At 59.0% G+C, this 24065-nt stretch carries 18 protein-coding genes; 14 read left to right on the top strand and 4 right to left on the bottom strand.

Features of this window, described 5'->3' with window-relative positions; all coding sequences use genetic code 11:
- The first annotated feature begins 48 nt into the window (after positions 1–48).
- The 8 genes from AABC73_RS01410 (at position 49) to AABC73_RS01445 (ending at position 10159) form a co-directional block, all read left to right on the top strand.
- A complete protein-coding gene (locus tag AABC73_RS01410; protein WP_341522142.1) occupies positions 49–3303 on the top strand; it encodes a hypothetical protein in 3255 nt (1084 codons plus the stop codon).
- Positions 3300–4487: an RHS repeat-associated core domain-containing protein gene (locus AABC73_RS01415; RefSeq protein ID WP_341522143.1), complete on the top strand. Its 1188-nt coding sequence runs from the start codon at positions 3300–3302 to the stop codon at positions 4485–4487. The genes AABC73_RS01410 and AABC73_RS01415 overlap by 4 nt, the downstream gene beginning before the upstream one ends.
- A 201-nt stretch (positions 4488–4688) precedes the next feature.
- The gene (locus AABC73_RS01420) at positions 4689–5471 is read left to right on the top strand and encodes a MetQ/NlpA family ABC transporter substrate-binding protein (RefSeq protein WP_341522144.1); all 783 of its coding nucleotides are present in this window, start codon (positions 4689–4691) and stop codon (positions 5469–5471) included.
- 291 nt (positions 5472–5762) lie between these two features.
- The gene (locus AABC73_RS01425; protein ID WP_341522145.1) at positions 5763–6659 is read left to right on the top strand and encodes a TauD/TfdA family dioxygenase; all 897 of its coding nucleotides are present in this window, start codon (positions 5763–5765) and stop codon (positions 6657–6659) included.
- A gap of 16 nt (positions 6660–6675) precedes the next feature.
- The gene (locus AABC73_RS01430; RefSeq protein ID WP_331151662.1) at positions 6676–7557 is read left to right on the top strand and encodes an ABC transporter ATP-binding protein; all 882 of its coding nucleotides are present in this window, start codon (positions 6676–6678) and stop codon (positions 7555–7557) included.
- A 134-nt stretch (positions 7558–7691) separates the two neighbouring features.
- Positions 7692–8558 carry an ABC transporter permease gene (locus tag AABC73_RS01435; protein ID WP_331151663.1) on the top strand — a complete coding sequence of 289 codons (867 nt, stop codon included), beginning with the start codon at positions 7692–7694 and terminating at the stop codon, positions 8556–8558.
- 87 nt (positions 8559–8645) lie between these two features.
- Positions 8646–9653 (top strand): ABC transporter substrate-binding protein, encoded by a 1008-nt coding sequence (locus tag AABC73_RS01440; RefSeq protein ID WP_341522146.1) that lies wholly within the window; start codon positions 8646–8648, stop codon positions 9651–9653.
- A 293-nt stretch (positions 9654–9946) separates the two neighbouring features.
- Entirely contained in the window at positions 9947–10159 is a 213-nt protein-coding gene (locus tag AABC73_RS01445; RefSeq protein WP_331151665.1) for a DUF3077 domain-containing protein, read from the top strand.
- Positions 10160–10357: 198 nt separating this feature from the next.
- Here the strand turns inward: AABC73_RS01445 and AABC73_RS01450 are convergent, their stop codons facing one another.
- A complete protein-coding gene (locus AABC73_RS01450; RefSeq protein WP_341522147.1) occupies positions 10358–11518 on the bottom strand; it encodes an AAA family ATPase in 1161 nt (386 codons plus the stop codon).
- A gap of 149 nt (positions 11519–11667) precedes the next feature.
- Between AABC73_RS01450 and AABC73_RS01455 the strand changes: the two genes are divergently transcribed.
- The 5 genes from AABC73_RS01455 to AABC73_RS01475 all read left to right on the top strand — a co-directional run bounded on the left by AABC73_RS01455 (position 11668) and on the right by AABC73_RS01475 (position 19597).
- On the top strand, positions 11668–12801 hold the full coding sequence (locus AABC73_RS01455) for an efflux RND transporter periplasmic adaptor subunit (RefSeq protein WP_341522148.1): 1134 nt from the start codon (positions 11668–11670) through the stop codon (positions 12799–12801).
- Entirely contained in the window at positions 12798–13865 is a 1068-nt protein-coding gene (locus AABC73_RS01460) for an efflux RND transporter periplasmic adaptor subunit (RefSeq protein WP_341522149.1), read from the top strand. Before AABC73_RS01455 ends, AABC73_RS01460 begins: the two co-directional genes overlap by 4 nt.
- Complete coding sequence (locus AABC73_RS01465) at positions 13862–16957, top strand: efflux RND transporter permease subunit (RefSeq protein ID WP_341522150.1); 3096 nt, start codon at positions 13862–13864, stop codon at positions 16955–16957. Before AABC73_RS01460 ends, AABC73_RS01465 begins: the two co-directional genes overlap by 4 nt.
- A 131-nt stretch (positions 16958–17088) precedes the next feature.
- A complete protein-coding gene (locus AABC73_RS01470; protein ID WP_341522151.1) occupies positions 17089–19047 on the top strand; it encodes a RecQ family ATP-dependent DNA helicase in 1959 nt (652 codons plus the stop codon).
- Positions 19048–19177: 130 nt separating this feature from the next.
- Complete coding sequence (locus AABC73_RS01475; protein WP_341522152.1) at positions 19178–19597, top strand: thioesterase family protein; 420 nt, start codon at positions 19178–19180, stop codon at positions 19595–19597.
- A 57-nt stretch (positions 19598–19654) separates the two neighbouring features.
- Here the strand turns inward: AABC73_RS01475 and AABC73_RS01480 are convergent, their stop codons facing one another.
- A complete protein-coding gene (locus tag AABC73_RS01480) occupies positions 19655–20140 on the bottom strand; it encodes a glycine zipper domain-containing protein (RefSeq protein WP_065835246.1) in 486 nt (161 codons plus the stop codon).
- 409 nt (positions 20141–20549) lie between these two features.
- Between AABC73_RS01480 and AABC73_RS01485 the strand changes: the two genes are divergently transcribed.
- Positions 20550–20819: a hypothetical protein gene (locus tag AABC73_RS01485; RefSeq protein WP_341522153.1), complete on the top strand. Its 270-nt coding sequence runs from the start codon at positions 20550–20552 to the stop codon at positions 20817–20819.
- Between the two features lie 48 nt (positions 20820–20867).
- Here AABC73_RS01485 and AABC73_RS01490 read toward each other — a convergent pair whose 3' ends face one another.
- Both AABC73_RS01490 and fdhD read right to left on the bottom strand, forming a co-directional pair.
- Positions 20868–23198, bottom strand: a complete 2331-nt coding sequence (locus AABC73_RS01490; protein ID WP_341524156.1) for an FdhF/YdeP family oxidoreductase — start codon at positions 23196–23198, stop codon at positions 20868–20870.
- Between the two features lie 2 nt (positions 23199–23200).
- Positions 23201–24040: a formate dehydrogenase accessory sulfurtransferase FdhD gene (gene fdhD, locus AABC73_RS01495; protein WP_341522154.1), complete on the bottom strand. Its 840-nt coding sequence runs from the start codon at positions 24038–24040 to the stop codon at positions 23201–23203.
- Positions 24041–24065 lie beyond the last annotated feature (25 nt).

The raw sequence follows: 24065 nt of genomic DNA on the forward strand, positions 1-24065 counted from the left end.
TCGAGCGGGGCAACATACGATGTGTTTGTCTCTGAAACGACATTTATCGTGACCGATAAAAAGGTCAAGGATATCCTGACCCGCCGCGTCGGCGATGAGCTTCACATCGAACATAAGTCTGGTTTGCTGGAAGTGCTCGGCAGACCGAATTCGGGCAATGATCCATGGCTGTTGACCCGCGTTTATTCCGCAGAAGGGCGCCACGTGCGGCTGGAATATGGGATCCGCGCGGGAAAGCGTTACCTGAAAGAACTCTGGGATGAACAGCGTCGTCTGCTGCTGATAGACCTGAGCGGGGACTCGTACCCGCGCATCACGCTGTGGCCTGACAGTGAGGCCAAGCAATTGAGCTTTCAGTTTCAGTTGAGCAACGGTGATCTCACCACGATCAGCATACTCGCAGGCAGTGAACGGCTGGCAAGCTGGAATTTCGAGTATCTGCGCGAGGGTGGTCATGTACTGATTTCCAGGTTGGAACTGCCCACTGGCGGTGCCGAGTGGATCACTTACCGCGAGGATGCCCAGAAGCTTCCAGCCTCTGCGCCGATGGCTTCGCTGCCTGCAGTCATCCGGCATGCCGTAATACCTCGATCCGACCAGCCGATGATCGTCCGTGAATACACTTATTCGCAGAGCAATTACCTCGGCTACGGCTCCACCGCGCCATGGCAATCACGGGGCGATAACCTTTATCAGGCTGCTGGCGACTATGAATACTCAAGTGAGGAGTTGCTCAAAACCGGTTCGGGTGCGGATGAGAAAGTGGTGCGGCGGACAACAAGAACCTACAACCGCTTTCATTTGCTTGTCTCGGAGCAGACCATTCAAAACGGTCACGTCGTCAGCAAGACCACCGAATATCATCAGAAAGCCGGGCTTACGTTCGAACAGCAACCCCCGAATTTCCAGCTCCCCAGGAGCGAATCCACTGCATACCGTAAAACAGCGTCGCCTGGTCTGGAGCGCACGGAAACCAACCTCACCGAGTTCGATGATTACGGCAATCTGACAAAAAAGGTGCTGCCTTCGGGGATCACCGAGCTTTATGAGTATTTCGCCGCAGAGGGTGGCGATGGCTGCCCTGCTGATCCGCTGGGCATGGTCCGCTGGTTGCGGATCAAAGTCGTCATACCCGCAGCGGATCGAGCGCCTGCACCGGTTATTTCCAGGCACTACCGATATGTTGAACTGACATCTGCCAGCACGGAACGGGGAAGTTTCATTGCGTTGCAGCAGGAGTCTTCGGTCATCGACTCAAGCCCTGTCGCGCAGGAAGCAGGCGTCGTTTGTCGGACCGTGAAATGGGAATATCAGCAGGCGGCCGACAGCCTGTTCCGTGGTCGCGTCGTGCGCAAGGTTGAGGCGGTGAAGGCGATCGACACCGTTTATGACTATCGCTATGAGCTTGTCGACGGGATTCTGAAAACCCATACGACCATGAGTTGCCTGGGGGTGCAGAGCAGCAAATCCGTCGAGCACGACGCGCTATCCGGCGAAGAAGTCGCCACCACTGACGCAAGCGATGTGCGCATCGAAACGGCCTATGACCGGCTGGGTCGTATTGCTCTGGAAACCGTCGCCCCCGGGACCGCGGTGCAGGTACAAAAACGTTTCGAGTACCGGCTGGCCAATGCCCAGGGCGATCTCGTTGAAGCGATCACCACTGGCATCAACGGCGCCCAGACCCGAACGAAACTGGACGGGATGAAGCGTGAAATCAGCGTCCAGGTTGAAGACGTCGATCAGCCCGACAGGCCGCTGCGGACTGTTTACGAAGCCACCTACGATAATCTCGGGCAATTGCAGGAAGAGCGGCGCATCGATTGGCTTGAAGGCCAGGCGCTGGGCCTGACGACCCGACACCTTCATGATGATTGGGGCAATCGTGTTACCAGCATCGGCCCGGACGGTGTGAGCACCCACGATCAGTTTGATCCGATCTCCCTTGTTCGAAGTCAATGGAAAGAAGGCGCGGGCAAGGTTGTCAGGGTCACCAATCTCTTTGGTAAGGATGAGAGCGTTGAGCGTATTGATCGCAATGGCCAAACGAACGGTCTGACGCGCTACGCCTTTGACGGACTGGGCCGTTGCGTCAGCAAGACTGACCCGCGAGGTTATGTCACCCGCTTTGCCTACGACTTTGCCAATCGGCTGTTGGCCACTTATCTGCCGGATGGCTCAGTGGTCTCAAAGCGCTACGTTGCCCACAGCACCCAGGATTTTGCCGTTGCGATTGAAGTGGATGGCTACGTGATAGGTTCGCGCGAATTCGACGGTCTGCTGCGCGTGACCCAGGCAACCACAGGCGGCCGCACCGAACGTTTCACGTTCCACAAGGCGCTGCCTGATCCCAAGACCCATACAAAGGCCAGCGGCGCGGTTCTGACCTATGAATATGATCCTGCATTGAATCATCAGGTCCTTGAGCGCAGCGTCAGTGGCAACAGCGATTTATCGGCCACTTACCGCTACGATGGCACCTTTGCCCAGCTAATCCACGCAGCAAGCCCGGCGAACCTGCAGCAACGCAGCCATTCACCGTCCGGCAAGCTCAATAGCGAGCTGACGGTCAAGGATGGCCAGCGTTTCGAAACCACTCACCGGCAATCCCTTCAGGGGCGCTCGCTGGAATACACCGACATTGCCGGCCAGCAGCGGCTCACCGACTATGACCCAATCGGCCGGGTCAGTCGCTTGCGTCAAGGCGCTGTCGAAGCGACCTACGAGTACAACGAGCTGGGTCAGGTCAGTCGGATTCAAGCCACGGATCTTGAGCGAAAGCGTTCTTTCATCACGTCGCTGGAGTACGACGATTTCGGTCATGAGTCGCGACGCCTTCTGACGCCTGCCGATGCAGAACCGGAACTGCTGGAGCAGCGCTTCGATGCAGGTGACCGACTCGAGCAGCGCACGCTGACTCGCGCCGGGCTGATCGTCCGTGATGAGCGATATGAATATGACGCTCGCGGGAGGTTGGCAGGCTATCGCTGCGCAGGATCTCACCCGCCTCAGGACTCGCGCGGCAATGCAATCCTGAGCCAGACCTACACCTTTGATGTGCTGGATAACATTCGAGAATTGACGACGGAGTTTACGGGGGGGCGCAACGTGTCCACGTTTTACTACGATCTCCCTGACCAGACCCAGTTGAGTCGGGTTGAGCATTCCCATCCAGACTATGTCAGCGCGAATATGACCTTCGAATACGACGCGGATGGGCATCAGCTCAATGATCATCAGGGTCGGCAACTCGCCTACGATGCATTGGGCCGGCTCACCGCTGTCCAGGAGGCGCGAGCATGACTATCGCTTCTACATTGATCGCGTATCAGTACGACGCACTGGACCGCTTGATCGGCATGACGCTGCCGGATGAGCCGCCCCTCAATCGTTTCTTCCTCGATGGGGCGTTAGTCACGCAGGTCCAGGGCGAGCGGCAGGACTGTTTTTTGCGTGAGCAGGGTCGGGTTATTGCGCACGCTTCTCGTCAGGGCGGCACCTTCGAAAGTACGCTGCTGGGCACCGACCAAGGCGCGAGTATCCTGCAGTCTCTCGGTCCTGAAGGACGGACGGATTTCGCTTACACCCCATACGGAGATCAGGCTTGCGGCATTGGTTTGAAAAGTCTATTGGGGTTTAATGCTGAACAGGCTGATCCGGTTACAGGATGTTATCTGTTGGGAGCCGGTTATCGCGCCTACAACCCCGTCCTCATGCGGTTTCACAGCCCGGACAGTCTGAGCCCGTTCGGCTCCGGCGGCATTAATCCCTACGCCTATTGCATTGGCGATCCGATCAACAGAAGCGACCCAACCGGGCACTTCTCATGGCTGACGATCCTTGGCATTGCGATTGCGGTCGTCTCCATCGCTGTCACGGTGGTGACGCTTGGGGTTTCAACGCCTGCGACGGGGCCTGCAGCGGCGGGAGGTATTTCGCTATCAACCGCCGCAGCGGTCATCGACATCGCGGGTAATGCCATCGGTATTGCGGCGAGCGTGGCTCAGGAAGTTGCTCCTCAGTCCAAGGCTGGGTCAATTCTGGGGTACGCCAGTCTAGGCCTGGGGGTTGCGGCATTCGGTACGCGACAGCTGGCAAATAGCTCTCTCGGAGCCAAATTGGGTGCGAAGACAGCGGCCAGTGCATTACAACGGCAAGGAGCGGTCAGGTCCGCGAAAAATGCAGGGAAGAGTTTTGCGCAAATCACCGGCGCCGGCGCCAGGAATACCGTCGTCGTAACCGAGCGTCTGCAGAAGGCTGAGCAGCTGTTGAATTACGCCGACTACTCGCTTACTGGCGCTGAAACGTTGACGGATTATGTCATTCCCTACTTGAACTCAGGTCAGGAGCCGCAGGCAGATCCCTCGCAAGAAGCAGAGGCTCGTCAACGTGAACAGCAGGGATTGCTCGCGGCAGCCAATGACGATGCCATGAGTTTTACCAGTAGCGCGCTCTCACGGATGGAGGAGATACGTCAGCCGGATTGATGCTGCCCCATGCCCGCACCGTGCGGGCTCGGAAACCAAGGCCTGACGCACTAAATCGCATAAGTACCCAGCAAAAAATTATTGTCTTGGAATAAGAAATATCGGTAATGTCCGCTCCACGCCCCCGATGCCATCCGCGTCGGGGGCAACTCATTGATGAGCTGTTGTTCCGACGACCTCGATTTTCCCTAAGGACATTGCATGAAAAAGACGTTTTTGTTGACCGCTCTGGCGGCTGCGCTTTCGATTGGCCTGGCTCACGCGGGCGAAAAACTGGTGGTCGGCGCGACACCGGTTCCTCACGCTGAAATTCTTGAGCTGATCAAGCCTCAACTGGCCAAAGAAGGCGTGGACCTGGAAATCAAGGTTTTCACTGACTACGTACAGCCTAACGTTCAACTCAACGAAAAACGCCTGGACGCCAACTACTTCCAGACCAAGCCTTATCTGGATGGCTTCAACAAAGGCAAGGGCGCGACTCTGGTTACCGGCGTTGGCGTTCACGTTGAACCGTTTGGCGGCTACTCCAAGAAGTACAAGTCGCTGACTGACCTGCCGGAAGGCGCAACCATCGCCATCCCTAACGAAGGCAGCAATGCCGGTCGCGCTCTGTTGCTGTTGCAGAAAGGCGGTCTGATCACCCTGAAAGATCCGACCAACGCTCTGGCAACGCCAAAAGATATCGCCACCAACCCGAAAAAATTCAAGTTTCGCGAACTGGAATCCGCTGTGTTGCCGCGTGTTCTGGATCAGGTCGACCTGGACATGATCAACACCAACTACGCTCTTGAAGCCAAGTTGAGCCCGAAGAAAGACGCATTGATCATCGAAGGCGCTGACTCGCCGTACGTCAACTATCTGGTGACCCGTACCGATAACGCGCACACCGACGCGATCGAGAAACTGTCCAAGGCGCTGACCAGCCAGCAAGTCAAAGACTTCATCAACAAGAAGTACGATGGCGCGGTTGTGCCAGCGTTCTGATTGACGCTGTAAACCTGTAATACCCAACGCCGGCACTGGCAGCAGTGTCGGCGTTTTGTTTTGCGGATAGACCGGTTCGTTGCAGCGAGGCTTGTGTAGGACCGGCTTTAGCCGGGAGGGCATTTGACGCTCTCGCGACTAAAGTCGCTCCTACGGTCGATTCGCGCCAATGGTTCGCGGCACTATCTAGCTCAATCCGAACTATCCATATGCGATAACGATATTTAAATTTAGATTCTTATATCTATAAAGTCATGACTCTTAACCACCAGTCTTCTGGAGTCGGAGTTCATGTCAGCATCCTCCCTCGCGTCATCGCCCGTCCAAGCCGATTCTCAACAGTTTGAGGTGCGTCCGTTCGCTGCAAACGTGGGGGCGGAAATCGTTGGGCTGGATTTATCCCGGCCGCTGAATGACGCCGACTTCGCGCGCGTTCACCAGGCGCATCTGGATTACCACGTTGTAGTGTTCCGCGATCAGCAGATTACGCCGCAGCAACAGATCGATTTCAGCCGCCGTTTTGGCATCCTGCAAATCCATGTGCTCAAACAGTTCCTGCTGGCCAACCACCCGGAAATTCTCATCGTTTCCAACATTGTTGAAGACGGCCAGCCGATTGGCCTGGGCGATGCCGGCAAATATTGGCATTCGGACCTGTCCTACAAGGAACTGCCGAGCCTGGGTTCAATGCTGCACGCTCAGGAACTGCCAGGCGAAGGCGGCGATACCTTGTTCGCCGATATGCATCTGGCCTGGGACACGCTGCCGCAACATTTGCGCGATGCTGTCAAAGGTCGCTCTGCGGTGCATAACTACACCGCGCGCTACAGCGAAGGCGATAACGCCGCCAGCTGGCGCCCGAAACTGACGCCGGAGCAATTGGCCCAGGTGGTCGAAGTGACCCATCCGATTGTGCGGACTCACCCGGAAAACGGCCGCAAGGCGTTGTTCGTCAGTGAAGGTTTCACCACACGTATCGTCGGCCTGTCGGAAGACGAAAGCCGGGCACTGCTGAACGAAATCTACGCCCACAGCGTGCGTCCCGAGCATGTCTATCGCCATCAGTGGCAGCCGCATGATCTGGTGTTCTGGGACAACCGTTCGCTGATCCACCTGGCTGCCGGTTGCCCGCCGCAGCTGCGCCGCAAACTCTTTCGCACGACCATTCAGGGCGATGCGCCGTTCTGATTCCGGGAGCTTTTCCATGAATGCTGTTCTGCAAAGCCACACGGCTAGCGAAAGCTCGATCGCGCCACAGGTCAACCAGCCCGCCGCTGAAGCCCTGTTGCAAGTCCAGAACGTTAGCCTTGAATACCGCACCCCCGAACGCGTGGTGCGGGCGACTCATCAGGTGAGCTTCGAGGTTGATCCGGCTGACCGCTTCGTCCTGCTTGGCCCTTCGGGTTGCGGGAAATCGACACTGCTTAAAGCCGTCGCGGGTTTTATCAAACCCAGCGAGGGGCAAATTCGCCTGGCCGGAACCGAAGTCAGCGAGCCTGGCCCGGACCGCATCGTGGTGTTTCAGGAATTCGACCAGCTGCCGCCCTGGAAAACCGTGATCCAGAACGTGATGTTCCCGCTGCTGGCCTCGCGCACCTTGAAGCGCAAGGAGGCCGAAGAACGCGCGCATTATTACCTGGCGAAAGTCGGCCTGAGCGCCTTCGCCGACGCCTACCCACACACTTTGTCCGGCGGCATGAAAGCCCGCGTGGCGATTGCCCGTGCGCTGGCGATGCAACCGAAAATCCTGCTGATGGACGAACCTTTCGCGGCGCTTGATGCGCTGACCCGCCGCAAGATGCAGGAAGAACTGCTGGAACTGTGGGAAGAAGTGCGTTTCACCTTGCTGTTCGTGACGCACTCCATCGAAGAAGCGCTGGTGGTCGGCAACCGTATTTTGCTGCTGTCGCCGCATCCCGGTCGCGTCCGGGCGGAAATCAACAGCCATCAATACGACCTGAAAAGCCTTGGCGGCGTGGGTTTCCAGAACACCGCCCAGCGCATTCATCGCTTGCTGTTCGACGAAGGCGAGACCGATTCGGTGGATCGTGAATTGAGCTTTCAGGACATTCGGATCGCTTACTAATACTACGACCCATTGTGGGAGCGAGCTTGCTCGCGAAGAGGCCAGGTCAGACGATGTAAATCACCGTCTGCTATCAGCCTTCGCGAGCAAGCTCGCTCCCACAGGGTGAGTTACGCACAACAGAGAACCAAACCATGAGCCTTGCACCCCCCATTCGTGAAGAATACGAAGTCACGCTCGAGCCGTTCACCCAGGAAGAACTGGCCCGTGAAATCCCGTTGGCGCAACGCATCTGGCAACTGAGCTGGGTGCGCAAGAGCGTGATCCTGATCCTGCTGGCCGTGATCTGGGAAGTTGCCGCGCGGATTCAGAACAACGACTTGCTGCTGCCCAGTTTCCTGCAAACCGCAGCGGCGTTTTACGACGGCATTCTCAGCGGCGAATTGCTCGGCAAAGTGTGGATTTCCCTCACCGTACTGATTCAGGGCTATTTGATCGGCATCGTGCTGGCCTTCGCCCTGACCACACTGGCGGTTTCCACCCAATTGGGCCGCGACCTGCTCAGCACCTTGACCGCCATGTTCAACCCGTTGCCGGCCATCGCGTTGCTGCCGTTGTCCTTGCTGTGGTTTGGTCTGGGTCAGAACAGCCTGATTTTCGTATTGGTGCATTCGGTGTTGTGGGCATTGGCGCTCAACACGTATGCGGGCTTTCTCGGGGTTTCCGAAACCCAGCGCATGGCCGGTCGCAACTACGGTCTCAAAGGCTTGCGTTTTGTCTGGTACATCCTGATCCCGGCTGCGCTGCCGTCGATCCTGGCCGGTCTGAAAATCGGCTGGGCTTTCGCCTGGCGCACCTTGATCGCCGCCGAGCTGGTATTTGGCGCGTCGTCCGGCAAGGGCGGCCTGGGCTGGTACATCTTCCAGAATCGCAACGAGCTGTACACCGACAAGGTTTTCGCCGGGCTGGCTGCGGTGATCCTGATCGGCCTGCTGGTGGAAAACCTGCTGTTCGCCAACATCGAACGCCTGACCGTCAAACGCTGGGGCATGCAGCGCTGACTTGATTGAAATTCCTACATCTGTTGGAGGCTTGCCGCGTTATCGCTCTTCGCGTGCAAGCCTCCAACGAATCCTAATGAGGTTTACATGGCAATTTCTTTTAAACACCCAGCCCTCATCGCGCTGGCCGCAACCATAGGTCTGCTCAGCAGCGGCGCTCAGGCCGAAGGCAAGATCAGCATCGCCCAGCAGTTTGGTATCGGCTATCTGATCCTCGACGTGGTGCGCGATCAGCAGTTGATCGAGAAACACGGCAAGGAGCAGGGCGTTGAGATCAAGGTCGACTGGAACAGCATTTCCGGCGCCACCGCGATGAATGAAGCCTTGCTGGCTGGCGCGCTGGACGTGGTGTCGGCTGGCGTGCCGCCGATGCTGACTATCTGGGACCGCACCAAAGGCAAACAGAACGTCAAGGCCATCGCCTCGCTGGGTTCGATGCCCAACTACTTGCTGACCAACAATCCCAACGTGAAAACCCTCAAGGATTTCACCGAGAAGGATCGCCTCGCTGTGCCAGCCGCTGGCGTGGGCTTCCAGTCGCGCACCTTGCAGATCGAAACCGCCAAGCAGTTCGGCAATGACAACTTCAAGAAATTCGACAACATTTCCGTGAGCCTGGCCCACCCGGACGCCACCTCGGCGCTGATCGCTGGCGGCTCGGAAATCAACTCGCACTTCTCCAGCCCGCCGTTCCAGTACCAGGAACTGGAAAACCCCAACGTGCACAAAGTGCTGAGTTCCTATGACGTGCTGGGCGGTCAGGCAACGTTCAACGTGCTCTACACCACGCAGAAATTCCACGACGAAAACCCGAAAACCTACAAAGCGTTCTATGACGCGCTGGCTGAAGCAGAGAAGATCATCAAGGCCGACATGCCCGCTGCCGCCAAGACCTACATCAAGGTCGAGCAGTCCAAACTGCCGCTGGCGCTGGTCGAGAAAATCGTCGCCGATCCGGAAATCGACTTCACCGTCGTGCCGCAGCGCACCTTCATCTACGCCGAAAAACTGCAGGAACTGGGCGTGTTGAAAAACAAGGCAGCGAGCTGGAAGGATTACTTCTTCGAAGAAGCGCATGGTGGTGCGGGTAGCTGATTATATTGCTGACCCTGTTGGAGCGAGGCTTGCCCGCGAAGAGTCCAGACCAGCCAACAGATCTGTTGGCTGGTCCACCGATTCGCGAGCAAGGTGGATCGCCACCCGGTCGCTCCTACGGATTTTGAGCAAATTCCTACGTCCTACAGACGTTTCCTGCATCCATTTCCTTATCCCTTGCGTGAAGTTTCCGAGAAAATCCCGAGCCCTTGCGCCCGTCAATTGCGGGCATTAGTCTGCGTCCCGTCACTCAATTGCAGTGATAGGGCTTAGCGAGTACAAGGGAAATAATAATGCTCAAGGCAACCTCAGATTCAGCACCATTCTCACTCGAAACATCCTTGCTGCACGTCGCTGAATTGCTCAGCTGCGCCGCCGCTACCGCCTACGAAACCGGCGACTGCCTGAACGGCCCGAAACGCGATCTGGCGTTCTCGGTGGTGCATCTGATCACCATGGCCAAAACCGAACTGGAACGCTCGCTGGATCACGTCGAAGAGCGTTGAGATTGCCAGCTCAACCTGAGCCAAAAATCCGCTAGCCCCATTCGCGGGCAAGCCTCGCTCCAACGGAGCACGTGTTCAGTTACTTGCGTTGACAAAAATACTCACTGATAAGTCTCATACTTCGCCCCGCCCCGCCCCGCCGATCCGTTGGAGGCTTGCCCGCGAAAACTGTAGCTCGGGCGACTTCCACCTGAAACCTCAATCCGGCCAATGCCACGCCGGCGCATCCAGCATTCCTTGCCCGACAATCCCCGTCTGCCCCAGCACCTTTTCCAGTTCAATGGCGTTGCATTCCGGGTCTTGCCCAAGTGCGGCGATGAGGCGCGAGGCGTGGGAAACCACCCACATCTGGCAGCTATGCGAAGCCTTGATAATCAATCGGGCCAGTGCCGGAAGTAGATCAGGATGCAGGCTGGTTTCCGGTTCGTTGAGGACCATCATCGTGGGTGGGCGTGGGGTGAGCAGGGCGGCGATCAGCAGCAGATAGCGCAAGGTGCCGTCTGACAGTTCGGCTGCCGAAAGTGGCCGCAGTAAACCTTCCTGATGGAACAGCACCGCGAACTGGCCGCCGGGTACGGCGTCGATTTTCAGGCTTGCACCGGGGAAGGCGTCGCTGATGGCGGCATGCAGCGCCTGGGAATCACCGATTTCTAGAATGGTTTGCAACGCAGCGGCCAGGTCGCGGCCGTCGTGATGCAGCACCGGCGTGCGGGTGCCAAGTTGCGGGCGGCGTACTGGCGCGTCGGCGTCGCTGCGAAAGTGATCATAAAAGCGCCAGCCGCGAATGGTTTCCCGCAGTTGCAGGACTTCCGGGCAACTGCGCATGCTGCCGACCTGATCGAACAGGCTGTCAAACGCCTGCGTGTGCTGCGCCAGGACATCCCAGTCCCGGCCTTCGCGAGCGCGGATCATCGGGCCGCTGCGTTGCACCAGCAAACTCGCCGGGCGAAACAGCGGTCCGGCCCAGATGCATTCCTTCTTGATCTCTGGGTCCAGGGCAAACGCGCTAAGGATTTTGTCCGGCAGGCCCAGAGAAATGGCGTAGCTGAAATCTTCCCCGGCAAATCCGAGGCGCAGGCGTCTGACGTGCTGCCGTGGCCCGCCTTGTACCTCGACTTCGCCGTTGCGCATGCGCCGGGACAGTTTCTCCGGCCCGGCCCAGAATGTGGAGTCCAGCCCGCCTTCACGCGCCAAGGCATTGATCACCCCGCCTTGCGCCGTTTCGGCGAGCAAACGCAAGGCACGGTACAGGTTCGACTTGCCACTGCCATTGGGGCCGGTGATGACATTCAGGCGTTCCAGCGGAACGATCAGCGTGTTGATCGAGCGGTAATTGGCGACAGCCAGAGTCTTGAGCATTGATGCTCCTTGCGGCATAAAACTGCCTGATATCAGTGCGTCAGGAGTTTATCTGGCCAAGGAACCCTCGGCTATGCGCAGGGTCGCATACTCACAGCGGCATCACGCCTGATTCAGGGCCGCACCCGGCATTCGCAAAAGGAGTCTGCATGCCTGCTTTCCCGTTAAGACAGGCCCCTTCAAGACTGGCCATTCTCGGACTGGCAACAGTGTTCGTGCTGCTGGGCGGCTGCGGCGAAGATAAACCGCCGGAACCGCAACTGCCAAGGGTGCGCGTGCAGCAGGTTCAGACGATGGATTTTGCCGCGAAGGTTGCGCTGACCGGTGATATTCAGGCGCGGGTGCAGACCCAGCTTTCGTTCCGGGTCGGCGGCAAGATCATCCAGCGCATGGTGGATGTCGGCGACCGGGTGTCTGCGCGTCAGGTCCTGGCAAAGCTTGATCCCAAGGATTTGCAGACCAATGTCGATTCGGCCACTGCCGAGGTTGCAGCGCAGCAGGCGCGGGTGACGCAGACCAGCGCCGCGTTCGTGCGTCAGGAAAAACTGCTGCCCAAGGGTTACACCAGTCGCAGCGAATACGATTCGGCGCAAGCGGCGTTGCGCAGCAGCCAAAGCGCGCTCAAAGCCGCTCAGGCGCAACTGGCCAACGCCCGGGAGCAACTGGGTTACACCGCTCTGATTGCCGAAGTGCCTGGCGTCATTACCTCGCGTCAGGCGGAAGTCGGGCAAGTGGTACAGGCGACCATGCCGATTTTCGGCCTGGCCCGCGATGGCGAGCGCGACGCGGTATTCAATGTTTACGAATCGCTGTTCGTTGAGCCCCCCACCCATCAGCCGGTGCAAGTGACGTTACTCGACAATCCGCAGATCAAGGCCAGCGGCAAGGTGCGCGAAGTGACGCCTGCGGTATCTGCCGAAACCGGCACGCTGCAAGTGAAAGTCGCCTTGACTCAGTTACCGGCCGGCATGGATCTGGGTTCGGTGGTCAGCGTGGCGTTGAGTGCGCCGGGCAAGGCCAGCGTTGAATTGCCATGGGCGGCGCTGACCAAAGGCCTGGGCGAGCAATTGGGCCAGCCAGCAGTGTGGGTAGTGGACGACCAAGGCAAAGTGCAACTGCGTGGCGTGACGGTCGGGCGTTATCTGACAGCCAAAGTGATTATTACCGACGGGCTGCAAGGCGGCGAAAAAGTCGTGGTCGCGGGTGGGCAGTTGTTGCATCCAGACATGCACGTCGAAGTGGCTGACACTGAGCCAAAGCAGACGGTAGGAACGCAACCATGAAACGTCTTTCCTGCATCCTGTTGATGAGCCTGTTAAGTGGTTGCGCCAAGGAAGAGCCAGCGCCGGAACCAGTGCGGCCGGTGTTGTTCGTCGAGGCCCAATCCCTGACCGAAGAGAGTCTGGGGCGCTTTGCCGGCAGCATCGAAGCCCGCTACGAAAGTACGCTGGGCTTCCGTGTCGGCGGACGCATTGCCCGACGCAACGTCGATGTCGGCAGCGAAGTGGAGAAGGGCGCCTTGCTCGCCACACTTGACCCCACCGACCAACAGAACAATGTGCGCGCCAGTCAGGGCGATCTGGCCCGGATCGAGGCGCAGTGGATCAACACCCAGGCCAATGCCCGTCGCCAGCAGGAATTATTCGACCGTGGCGTAGGTGCCCAAGCCCAATTGGACATCGCGCTGACGGATCTGAAAACCACCGGCTCGTCTCTCGCACAGGCGCGCGCGGCGTTGCGTCAGGCGCAGGATCAGCTCAGCTACAGCGAGCTGCGCACCGATCACGCTGCTGTGGTCACCCGTTGGCAAGTCGAAGCCGGCCAGGTGGTGACCGCCGGACAGGAAGTTGTCACCCTGGCGCGCCCGGACATCAAGGAAGCGGTGATTGATCTGCCCGCGACCTTGGCCGAACAGCTGCCGCCGGACGTCGAATTCAAGGTCGCCAGCCAGCTTGACCCGATCATCAGCACCACTGCCACGTTGCGGGAAATTGAACCCCAGGCCGAGCGCTCGACCCGCACTCGTCGTGCGCGCCTGACTTTGACCGATACGCCCGCTGCGTTTCGCCTTGGCACGGCGGTCAGCGTCAGCCTCAGTTCGACCATCGCGTCGCGTACCGAACTGCCGATCAATGCGCTGCAGGAGGTCGACGGCAAAGCGCAAATCTGGATCGTCGACATGCAGAACCAGACCGTCAGCCCCCGCGCCGTCAATGTCGTGAGTCGCAACGACGACTCGTTTGTGCTGAGCAACGGCGTCAAGCCGGGCGAACGGGTGGTCAGTGCTGGCGTCAACAGCCTCAAGCCCGGTCAGAAAGTCAAAGTCGATAAGGAAAGCCCGCGATGAAAGGGAATTTCAACCTGTCCGAATGGGCCATCAAGCACCAGTCATTCGTCTGGTACCTGATGTTCGTCGCGCTGCTGATGGGGGTTTTTTCGTACATCAACCTGGGCCGCGAAGAAGACCCGTCCTTCACCATCAAGACCATGGTCGTACAAACCCGCTGGCCGGGCGCGACGGTGGACGAAACCCTGGAACAAGTCACCGACCGCATCGAGAAAAAGCTCGAAGAGCTGGACTCGCTGGACTACGTGAAAAGCTACACGCGTCCCGGCGAGTCGACCATTCTGGTCAACTTGCGCGACACCACCGACGCCAAGGCGATTCCGGAAATCTGGTATCAGGTGCGCAAAAAGATCGACGACATCCGCAGCCAATTCCCCCAAGGCATGCAGGGCCCGTTTTTCAATGACGAGTTCGGCGATGTGTACGGCTCGATCTATGCCTTTACCGCCGACGGCTTCTCCATGCGTCAGCTGCGCGACTATGTGGAGCAAGTCAGAACCGAAATCCGCGAAGTGCCGGGGCTCGGCAAGGTCGAGATGATCGGCCAGCAGGACGAAGTTCTGTACCTGAATTTCTCCACTCGCAAACTCGCAGCGCTGGGCCTGGATCAGCGCCAGGTGGTGCAAAGCCTGCAATCGCAAAACGCCGTGACCCCGGCTGGCGTCATCGAAGCCGGGCCGGAGCGGATCTCCGTGCGGACCTCCGGGCAGTTCGCCTCGGAGAAGGATCTGGCTGCGGTCAATCTGCGCCTCAACGACCGTTTTTATCGCCTCAGTGACATTGCGGAAATCTCTCGCGGTTACACCGATCCGCCGAAACCGCTGTTCCGCTTCAACGGCAAACCCGCCATCGGTCTGGCGATTGCCATGAAGAAGGGCGGCAATATCCAGGACTTCGGCAAAGCCCTGCACCAGCGCATGACCGATGCCACGGCGGACTTGCCGGTGGGCGTCGGCGTACACAACGTGTCGGATCAGGCTGAAGTGGTTGAGAAAGCTGTCGGCGGCTTCACTAGCGCGCTGTTCGAAGCCGTGGTGATCGTGCTGATTGTCAGCTTCGTCAGCCTCGGCGTGCGCGCCGGGCTGGTGGTGGCGTGTTCGATCCCGCTGGTGCTGGCAATGGTCTTCGTGTTCATGGAATACAGCGGCATCACCATGCAGCGTATTTCCCTTGGCGCACTGATCATTGCCCTCGGCCTGTTGGTGGATGATGCGATGATCACCGTGGAGATGATGGTCACGCGCCTGGAGCTGGGGGAGACCAAGGAGCAGGCGGCAACCTTTGCCTACACCTCGACGGCCTTTCCGATGCTCACCGGTACGCTGGTGACGGTGGCCGGCTTCGTGCCCATCGGGCTCAACGCCAGTTCGGCGGGGGAATACACCTTCACGCTGTTCGCAGTAATTGCCGTGGCGATGCTGGTGTCCTGGGTCGTCGCCGTGCTGTTTGCGCCGGTGATCGGCGTGCATATCCTCAGCACCAACCTCAAGAAAAAGCCCGAGAAAGAAGGCCGGATCGCACGTGGTTTCAACAGCAGCATGCTCTGGGCGATGCGTCATCGCTGGATGACCATCATCATTACTGTGCTGTTGTTCGTCGGCGCGGTGTTCTCCATGCAGTTTGTGCAGAACCAGTTTTTCCCGTCCTCGGATCGTCCGGAAATCCTCGTCGACCTCAACCTGCCGCAGAATGCCTCGATCAACGAAACCATCAAGGCCGTCGACCGTTTCGAAGCGACGCTCAAGGATGATCCGGACATCGTGCGCTGGAGCACCTACATCGGTCAGGGCGCCTTGCGTTTCTATCTGCCGCTGGACCAGCAACTGGAAAACCCGTTCTATGCGCAGCTGGTAATCGTCAGCAAGGGCCTGGAAGAGCGCGGCGGTCTGACCGAACGCCTGAACAAACGCCTGCGCGACGAGTTCGTCGGCATCGGCAGTTACGTGCAGCCGCTGGAAATGGGCCCGCCGGTGGGGCGTCCGCTGCAATATCGCGTCAGCGGCGAAAACATCGACAAGGTGCGGCAGCACGCCATCGAGCTGGCCACGTTGCTGGACAAGAATCCTCACGTCGGAGAGATGATCTACGACTGGAACGAGCCAGGCAAAGTCCTGCGCATCGATATCAATCAGGACAAGGCGCGCCAGCTTGGGTTGTCTTCCGAAGACGTCGCGCAACTGATGAACAGCGTGGTCAGCGGCTCGGCGGTGACTCAGGTCCGCGACGATATTTACCTGATCAACGTAGTGGGTCGTGCAGAAGATGCCGAACGTGGATCGCCGGAAACCCTGCAAAACCTGCAGATCGTCACGCCCGGCGGCACGTCGATTCCGCTGCTGGCGTTTGCCACCGTGCGCTATGAAATGGAGCAGCCGCTGGTCTGGCGCCGCGACCGCAAGCCGACCATCACCGTGAAAGCCGCTGTGGCCGATGCCATGCAGCCCACTGATCTGGTCAAGGAACTCAAGCCGGAGATCGACAAGTTCAACGCGGGCCTGCCCGTCGGCTACAAAGTCGCCACGGGCGGCACCGTAGAAGAGAGCGCCAAGGCTCAAGGCCCGATTGCCAGCGTGGTGCCGTTGATGATCTTCCTGATGGCGACGTTCCTGATGATTCAGCTGCACAGTGTGCAGAAGATGTTCCTGGTGGCCAGCGTCGCGCCTCTCGGTTTGATTGGCGTGGTGTTGGCGCTGATTCCCACGGGAACGCCCATGGGCTTCGTGGCGATTCTCGGGATTCTGGCGCTGATCGGCATCATCATTCGTAACTCGGTGATTCTGGTCACGCAGATCAATATCTACGAGCGTGATGGCTATCTGCCGTGGGATGCAGTGGCTCAGGCCACCCAGCACCGGCGTCGACCGATCCTGCTGACCGCCGCGGCCGCGAGCCTGGGCATGATCCCGATTGCCCGGGAAGTGTTCTGGGGGCCGATGGCCTACGCGATGATCGGCGGCATCATCATCGCCACCTTGCTGACGCTGCTGTTTTTGCCCGCGCTGTATGTGGCGTGGTATCGGATCAAGGAGCCTTCGGATAAGGATCGCGAGCAAGCCAAATCCGATGAGCATGCTCCACAGCCATCGAGCTGAAAAATGAAATAGGCCTGATGTGCCCAACCTGTATCCTGCGACCCAATTTCAGTAACGGTTTACTCCTTCCATGGGTACAACCTGCGGGCTATGGTTTCACACCCAATAGCCGTCAATGGAGTGGCCGCTTTATGTACAAGACGCTTGAGCAGGTTTTCGGTTATCCGCAGTTTCGCGCCGGTCAGGAAGCGGCGATCAGCGCCGTGTTGGCAGGGCGTTCGGCTGCGGCAATTTTCCCCACCGGGTCCGGTAAATCGCTGTGTTATCAGTTGCCGGCGTTGTTGTTGCCGCACCTGACGCTGGTGGTCTCGCCGCTGCTGGCGCTGATTCAGGACCAGTTGGCATTCCTGCAACGTCACGGCATCGCGGCGGCGAGTATCGATTCGGCGCAGAGCCGCGATGAGGTGGCGCAGGTCATGGCGCGGGCGCGCTCCGGTGAGCTGAAAATCCTGATGATTTCGGTGGAGCGTCTGAAGAATGAGCGCTTCCGCCACTTCATCACCCAGGTGCCGATTTCCCTGCTGGTGGTGGATGAAGCGCACTGTATTTCCGAATGGGGCCACAACTTCCGTCCGGACTACCTCAAGCTGCCGGACTACCAGCGCGAGTTCAACATCCCACAAGCCTTGTTGCTGACGGCCACGGCGACACCGCAAGTGATCGCCGACATGCAGAGCAAATTCGCCATTGCCCCGGACGATGTGGTGACGACGGGCTTCTATCGGGCCAATCTGAATTTGTGGGTCGAGCCGGTGAAAGGCGCAGACAAGCGTCGACGTCTGGTGGAATGGTTGAGCCCCAAGGCAGGCGAGCCGACCATCGTTTACGTCACCTTGCAAAAAACCGCCGAATACATTGCCACGCATCTGCGCCAGAACGGCCTGGAGGCCAGCGCTTACCACGCCGGTTTGCCCCACGATCAGCGTGAGTCGATCCAGAAGCGTTTCATGGGCGGCCAGCTCAATTGCATCGTCGCGACCATCGCCTTCGGCATGGGCATCGACAAAAGTGACATCCGCAACGTGGTGCACTTCGATCTGCCCAAATCCATCGAAAACTACAGCCAGGAAATCGGCCGCGCCGGGCGTGATGGCGCGCCGTCCGATTGTCTGGTGCTGGCCAATCGCGACAGCCTCAACGTGCTGGAGAACTTCGTCTACGGCGATACGCCGGAACATGACGGGATTCGCTGTGTGCTCGAAGATGTGCTGGATGCGATTCCCCAAGGGCAGTGGGAATTCCTCCTGGGGCCGCTGGCCGATCAAAGCAATATTCGCCAGTTGCCGCTGAAGACGCTATTGGTGCAACTGGAGCTGCGCGGGCTGATCGCACCGCGTTATTCGTACTTCGCCGAGTATCGCTTCAAGTTTCTGCTTGAGCCTGCAGCCTTGGTGCAGCGTTTTGAAGGCGAGCGTCAGCAGTTCGTGCAGGCCTTGATCGACACCTCTACGCGGGCGCGCACCTGGGCGACGGTCAACTTCGACACCTTGTATCAACAGCATCAGGCCGAGCGTGGGCGGGTGGTGACGGCGCTGGATTACTTTCATGAGAAGGGCTGGATCGAGCTGGAAAGCAAGCAGGTCACCGAGGTGTACAGCGTGCTGGTCAGCGATTTCGATGCCGATGCCCTGAGCACCGAGTTGCACGATTACTTCACCGATCACGAGGCGACCGAGGTTGCGCGCATTCACGCCATGCTCGATCTGTTTGCCAGTGAGCAATGCTTGAGCCAGCGTCTCGCGGATTATTTCGGTGACCACAACGCGCCACAGCGTTGCGGGCATTGTTCGGTGTGCGCGGGTAACGTCGCCCGCCTGCCCGAGCCGCCAGCCTTGCCGGAGCTGGTCAGCAAGGACTTCCAGCAGCTGTGCGGCGAGTTCATACGCAAGCACGAGGAATACAAGGACGCCGCGCCGGGCACTGAATGCCTGACGCGCTTTCTGTGCGGCATCAGCGTGCCGTTGTTCACCAAACTCAAGGCTCGCGCCATTGGTGGTTTTGCTGCGTTGGAGGATTATCCGTATGCGCAAGTGCGGGAGTGGGTGAGAGCCAATGGCTGTGGTGTCGTGCGGCAAACGTCCAATTTGTAGGACCGGCTTCAGCCGGGAGCACGCCCTCCAATCTGTAGGACCGGCTTTAGCCGGGAGCACGCCCTCCCGGCTAAAGCCAGTCCTACGGAGGCGTTGTTAAGGCCAGTACATGATTATCAAAAGGAATCCCATGACTCAACGCACCGACTATCGCCACTTCCAGCCCATCACCACGCGCTGGCACGACAACGACATCTATGGCCACGTGAACAATGTGGCCTACTACAGCTTCTTCGATTCCACGGTGAATACCTACCTGATCGAACGCGGCGGGCTGGATATTCATGACGGTGCGGTGGTGGGGTTTGTGGTGAGTTCTTCGTGCGATTATTTTGCGTCGATTGCCTACCCGGATTTGATCGAAGTCGGCCTGCGCGTGGCGAAGCTCGGCAATAGCTCGGTGCAATATGAGCTGGCGGTCTTCAAGGTGGGTGAGGATGACGCTTGTGCGGCGGGCCGCTTTGTTCATGTGTTCGTGGATCGGGCGTCGAATCTGCCGGTAACGCTGCCTGACGCACTGCGCGAGGCTCTGCAGGTATTGGCCGTCTGAATGCAACACGGGCCGCTTCAAGGGCGGCCCGTGCTGGATAACGCGTTAACGGATCAATTAACGGTGACGATAGTCGCGATGGTTTTTGCGATGACCGTAAGCGTGACCGCGCGGGCCATGGCCACGATCATAGTGGCGGCGATCATCGCCACGATAGCGACGGTCCGAACGCTCGTCGTTACGGCTTTCGTTGCCCATATAGTTACCCAGCGCACCACCTGCGCCGCCACCTGCGGCTGCGCCGACCAGGCTGCCGGTGTTGCCACCGACGCTACGGCCGATCACGTTACCGCCTGCTGCGCCCAGACCGCCACCGATGGCGGCTTCTGTACGGTTACGACGGTCCGCACCCACGGCCGCGCCACCTGCGCCGCCCAGACCAGCGCCAATCGCTGCACCTGTGCTGCCGCCTATTTGCTGGCCGACAACTGAACCGAGTACCCCACCCAATGCTCCGCCCACACCGGATTCGAGCGTACCGCCTGCTGAGGCGAAACCACTGGCCAGGGTGAGTGACAACAACAGAATCGAGGAATACTTCATGTAGGGAACCTCATAGGGATGACGGCGCGATCCTGAGGTCAAGTGAAGATTGTAGCAATGCAATTCCGACGAGTAACACGACTGACACACATATCGCTAAGTTACTGTTTTCACTAAGGAACTTAAACTCGTTTTGACAGTCTGAGGTTACTTGATCAAGGCCCGTTTCTCGCGAAACGGGCCTTTTTTTGTCCTGTGCCGCAAAGACTGATCAGGTGGATGGGCGACAATTCCTACGATCAGCAAGGAATCCGCCTAGGAAGTTTCTGTCAGACTTCCCTGTTTAGCGCTGCTTTTCCTGTCAGTTATTTCCGAGAAGCGCGACATCTTCCTCTGATCAGATTCACTACAGTTCATGGTTCATGCCACGCAGGGTGGTATGTATGTAGTGACAATAAGGTTCGGATTCATGAGTTGGAAGATCGACAAGCGTTCAGCAAAAATTGGGCACCTGGGTGTTGCGGCCCAGGCGACGTGGGACAGGTTTCAGAACGCTGTAAACCAGGGGCAGCATCCGCTGATCGCTGCCAGGGCCGCCGGGGACACCAATCACAAGGTACTGAATAGCTCTAAAGTCCAGCAGCATCAGATTCGGCTGAGCTACAGCGATCGAGCCACTTTTCTCGTGGACGACATCACTCAGACCGTGACGGTCTTGCAGGTGGGAGGGCATACCTGAGCGAGGCAACTGCAGCCTGAAGAATGACTTCGTCAGGCTGCAACTCAATCAAACAATCCGCGCCGTCTCACTGGCCCGTTCAAGACGAATCGCCACGAACTTGGAGGTCGGCGTGCTGCTGCCGTCGCCGATGCTTTCCAGCGGTACCAGCGGATTAACTTCCGGGTAGTACGCTGCGGCTTGTCCGGCCGGGATGTCGAAGGCCAGCAGCGTGAAGCCTTTGACGCGACGCTCGCGGTTGTCGCCCCAGATCGAGATCAGGTCGGCTTTTTGACCCGGCTGGAAGCCCAGGCGGATGATGTCGGCCTCATTGACGAACAACACGTCACGCTGACCTTTGACGCCGCGATAACGGTCGTCCAGGCCATAAATCGTGGTGTTGTACTGATCGTGGGAGCGCATCGATTGCATGATCAGGTCCGGAATCTGCCCGGTTGAACGCACGCTTTCATGCACCAGATCCAGCGGCAGCACGTTGGCCTTGAAGTTGGCGCGCGTGGTTGGCGTGTTCCAGCGACGCGAGCCTGCCGCGTTACCCAGGTAGAAACCGCCCGGATTTTTCACCCGTTCGTTGAAGTCCTTGAAACCTGGAATCGTGTCGGCGATCAGGTCGCGAATACGGCTGTAATCCTCCACCAGCCACAGCCAGTCCACCGGTTGCTTGCCCAGCGTCGCGTTGGCGATACCGGCAATAATGGCCGGCTCGGACTTCATCAGCGAAGACAATGGGTCCAGCTGGCCGTTGGAGCCGTGAACCATGCTGAACGAATCTTCCACGGTGACGGCTTGCGGGCCGTTGGCCTGTTTGTCGATGTCGGTGCGGCCATAGCACGGCAGGATCAGCGCTTCCTTGCCGTGGGTGAGGTGGCTGCGGTTGAGCTTGGTGCTGATCTGTACCGTCAGGTCGCAATTGCCCAGCGCGGCAACGGTGCGCGTGCTGTCCGGCGTGGCCTGGGCAAAGTTGCCGCCCAGGCCGATGAAGACTTTGGCGCGACCTTCAGCCATGGCGTGAATCGCTTCCACCACATTGTGGCCGTTTTCACGCGGGACCTTGAACTGGAAGCGTTTTTCCAGCGCATCCAGGAAGAACGCCGGTGGGCGCTCATTGATGCCCATGGTCCGGTCGCCCTGCACGTTACTGTGGCCGCGCACCGGGCACAGACCTGCGCCGGGACGGCCAATGTTGCCGCGCAGCAGCATCAGGTTGGCGACTTCCTGGATGGTCGGCACCGAATGGCGATGCTGGGTAATGCCCATCGCCCAGCACATGATCACGTTCTTGCCTTTGGCGTACATGCGCGCCGCTTGCTCGATGTCGCTCAATGGCAGCCCGGACTGCTCGACAATCGATTCCCACGAAGTGTCGTCGATGGCCGCAAGGTAATCGAGCACGCCGTGTGTGTGCTCGTTGAGGAAGGCGTGATCAAAGACCAGCGGCGCATTGGCGGCCTGGGCTTCGCGTTCCCATTGCAGCAGGAACTTGGCCATGCCGCGCAGCAATGCCATGTCGCCGCCCAAAGCCGGACGGAAGTAAGCGGTGTTGGTCGGACGGTCACCGTTGGTAAGCATCTCGATGGGGTGCTGCGGATTCTGGAAACGTTCCAGGCCACGCTCTTTGAGCGGGTTGACGCAGACCACTTGAGCGCCGCGTTTTACCGCTTCGCGCAGGGGTTCGAGCATGCGTGGGTGGTTGGTGCCCGGGTTTTGGCCGAGGACGAAAATTGCATCGGCGTGTTCGAAGTCATCGAAGGTTACCGTGCCTTTGCCGACGCCCACGCTTTGCGACAACGCCACGCCGCTGGCTTCGTGGCACATGTTCGAGCAATCGGGGAAGTTGTTGGTGCCGAAGGCGCGCACGAACAGCTGATACAGATAAGCGGCTTCGTTGCTCGCCCGGCCCGAGGTATAGAACTCGGCCATGTTCGGGCTCGGCAGCGCCTTCAGGTGTTTGGCGATCAGGGCGAATGCGTTGTCCCAGCTGATCGGCTTGTAGCGATCAGTTTCGGCATCGTAGGTCATCGGCTCGGTCAGGCGGCCTTGATATTCAAGCCAGTAATCACTTTGCTCGCGCAATGCACTGACGCTGTAGCGGGCGAAGAACGAAGCATCGACGCGGCGCTTGGTGGCTTCCCAGTTGACCGCCTTGGCGCCGTTCTCGCAGAACTTGACCATGCCGCTTTCCGGCGAATCACCCCACGCGCAACCCGGGCAGTCGAAACCGCCGTTCTGGTTGGTCTTCAACATCATGCGCAGGTTTTTCAGGGCGTTGTCGCTGGACAGCCAGTGATGAGTCACGCTGATCAATGCGCCCCAACCGCCGGCCGCACCTTTGTACGGCTTGTAGCGCGGGACCGGTTTGTTGTCGGCTTCTTTATGCATGCTCACGCTTGATTCTCCATCGCAGGGCTGTAGACCCGCGGCGCACTGTGCTGCGGCAGGTGAATTAGATTCAGGTTATGACGGCGCGCCCATTGCAGGGCCAGGCCGGTGGGTGACGACAGGCTGACCAGCGTCTGAATGCCAGCGCGCAGGACTTTCTGGATCAGCTCCAGGCTGCAACGACTGGTGACAATAGCGGTGCCGCCCGCCATGGGGATTTCCCGGCGCACCAGCGCGCCGATCAATTTATCCAGGGCGTTGTGGCGACCGATGTCTTCGCGGCCCAGCAGCAGCTGGCCGTGGTTGTCCATGAAAACCGCCGCATGCACGGCGCCGCAATGCTGGCCAAGGGGCTGGAACTCGCCGATGCGCTGGCGCAGGCCGTCCAGCCATTCAATGGGCGGTAACGGCGCGCCGGGCAATACGTTCAATTCGGGTAAGGCTTGCTCTACCGCTTCCACACCGCACAACCCACAGCCGCTGGTGCCGGCCATGTGGCGGCGCTGCTGCTTGAGGTTCCAGAACGCGCGGCTGGCGATTTCAACTTCGGCCTGTTGCGCCGATCCGCAGCCACTGAGTTTGATGTCATAGATTTCGTCGGGCGAAGCGACGATGCCGCTGGCCAGACTGAAACCGACGACGAAATCTTCAAGATCAGTAGGGCTGACCAACATGACGGCCTGGCTGATGCCGTTGAAGGCAATCGCCAGAGCGACCTCTTCGGCCAGCTCAGTGCGTGCTGATTCTTCGCGCGCAAGGTTCGAGTAGTTGTAGGACTGGCTTGCGTCGGGCGCGGGCGAGTGTTGAGCGGGCGCCGTGCTGACCTTGCGCTTGGCGTGCATGGGAGAGTACCGGCAGAGTGACATC

This window comes from Pseudomonas sp. G.S.17, from assembly GCF_038096165.1.
Lineage (GTDB): Bacteria > Pseudomonadota > Gammaproteobacteria > Pseudomonadales > Pseudomonadaceae > Aquipseudomonas.

Bases quoted from the DNA above. Each gene is read 5' to 3' on its own strand.
- AABC73_RS01465 (WP_341522150.1), top strand. From the start codon at position 13,862: ATGAAAGGGAATTTCAACCTGTCCGAATGGGCCATCAAGCACCAGTCA.
- AABC73_RS01475 (WP_341522152.1), top strand. From the start codon at position 19,178: ATGACTCAACGCACCGACTATCGCCACTTCCAGCCCATCACCACGCGC.
- AABC73_RS01445 (WP_331151665.1), top strand. From the start codon at position 9,947: ATGCTCAAGGCAACCTCAGATTCAGCACCATTCTCACTCGAAACATCC.
- fdhD (WP_341522154.1), bottom strand. From the start codon at position 24,040: ATGCACGCCAAGCGCAAGGTCAGCACGGCGCCCGCTCAACACTCGCCC.
- AABC73_RS01485 (WP_341522153.1), top strand. From the start codon at position 20,550: ATGAGTTGGAAGATCGACAAGCGTTCAGCAAAAATTGGGCACCTGGGT.
- AABC73_RS01415 (WP_341522143.1), top strand. From the start codon at position 3,300: ATGACTATCGCTTCTACATTGATCGCGTATCAGTACGACGCACTGGAC.
- AABC73_RS01450 (WP_341522147.1), bottom strand. From the start codon at position 11,518: ATGCTCAAGACTCTGGCTGTCGCCAATTACCGCTCGATCAACACGCTG.
- AABC73_RS01430 (WP_331151662.1), top strand. From the start codon at position 6,676: ATGAATGCTGTTCTGCAAAGCCACACGGCTAGCGAAAGCTCGATCGCG.
- AABC73_RS01480 (WP_065835246.1), bottom strand. From the start codon at position 20,140: ATGAAGTATTCCTCGATTCTGTTGTTGTCACTCACCCTGGCCAGTGGT.
- AABC73_RS01435 (WP_331151663.1), top strand. From the start codon at position 7,692: ATGAGCCTTGCACCCCCCATTCGTGAAGAATACGAAGTCACGCTCGAG.
- AABC73_RS01425 (WP_341522145.1), top strand. From the start codon at position 5,763: ATGTCAGCATCCTCCCTCGCGTCATCGCCCGTCCAAGCCGATTCTCAA.
- AABC73_RS01455 (WP_341522148.1), top strand. From the start codon at position 11,668: ATGCCTGCTTTCCCGTTAAGACAGGCCCCTTCAAGACTGGCCATTCTC.
- AABC73_RS01420 (WP_341522144.1), top strand. From the start codon at position 4,689: ATGAAAAAGACGTTTTTGTTGACCGCTCTGGCGGCTGCGCTTTCGATT.
- AABC73_RS01440 (WP_341522146.1), top strand. From the start codon at position 8,646: ATGGCAATTTCTTTTAAACACCCAGCCCTCATCGCGCTGGCCGCAACC.
- AABC73_RS01490 (WP_341524156.1), bottom strand. From the start codon at position 23,198: ATGCATAAAGAAGCCGACAACAAACCGGTCCCGCGCTACAAGCCGTAC.
- AABC73_RS01470 (WP_341522151.1), top strand. From the start codon at position 17,089: ATGTACAAGACGCTTGAGCAGGTTTTCGGTTATCCGCAGTTTCGCGCC.
- AABC73_RS01460 (WP_341522149.1), top strand. From the start codon at position 12,798: ATGAAACGTCTTTCCTGCATCCTGTTGATGAGCCTGTTAAGTGGTTGC.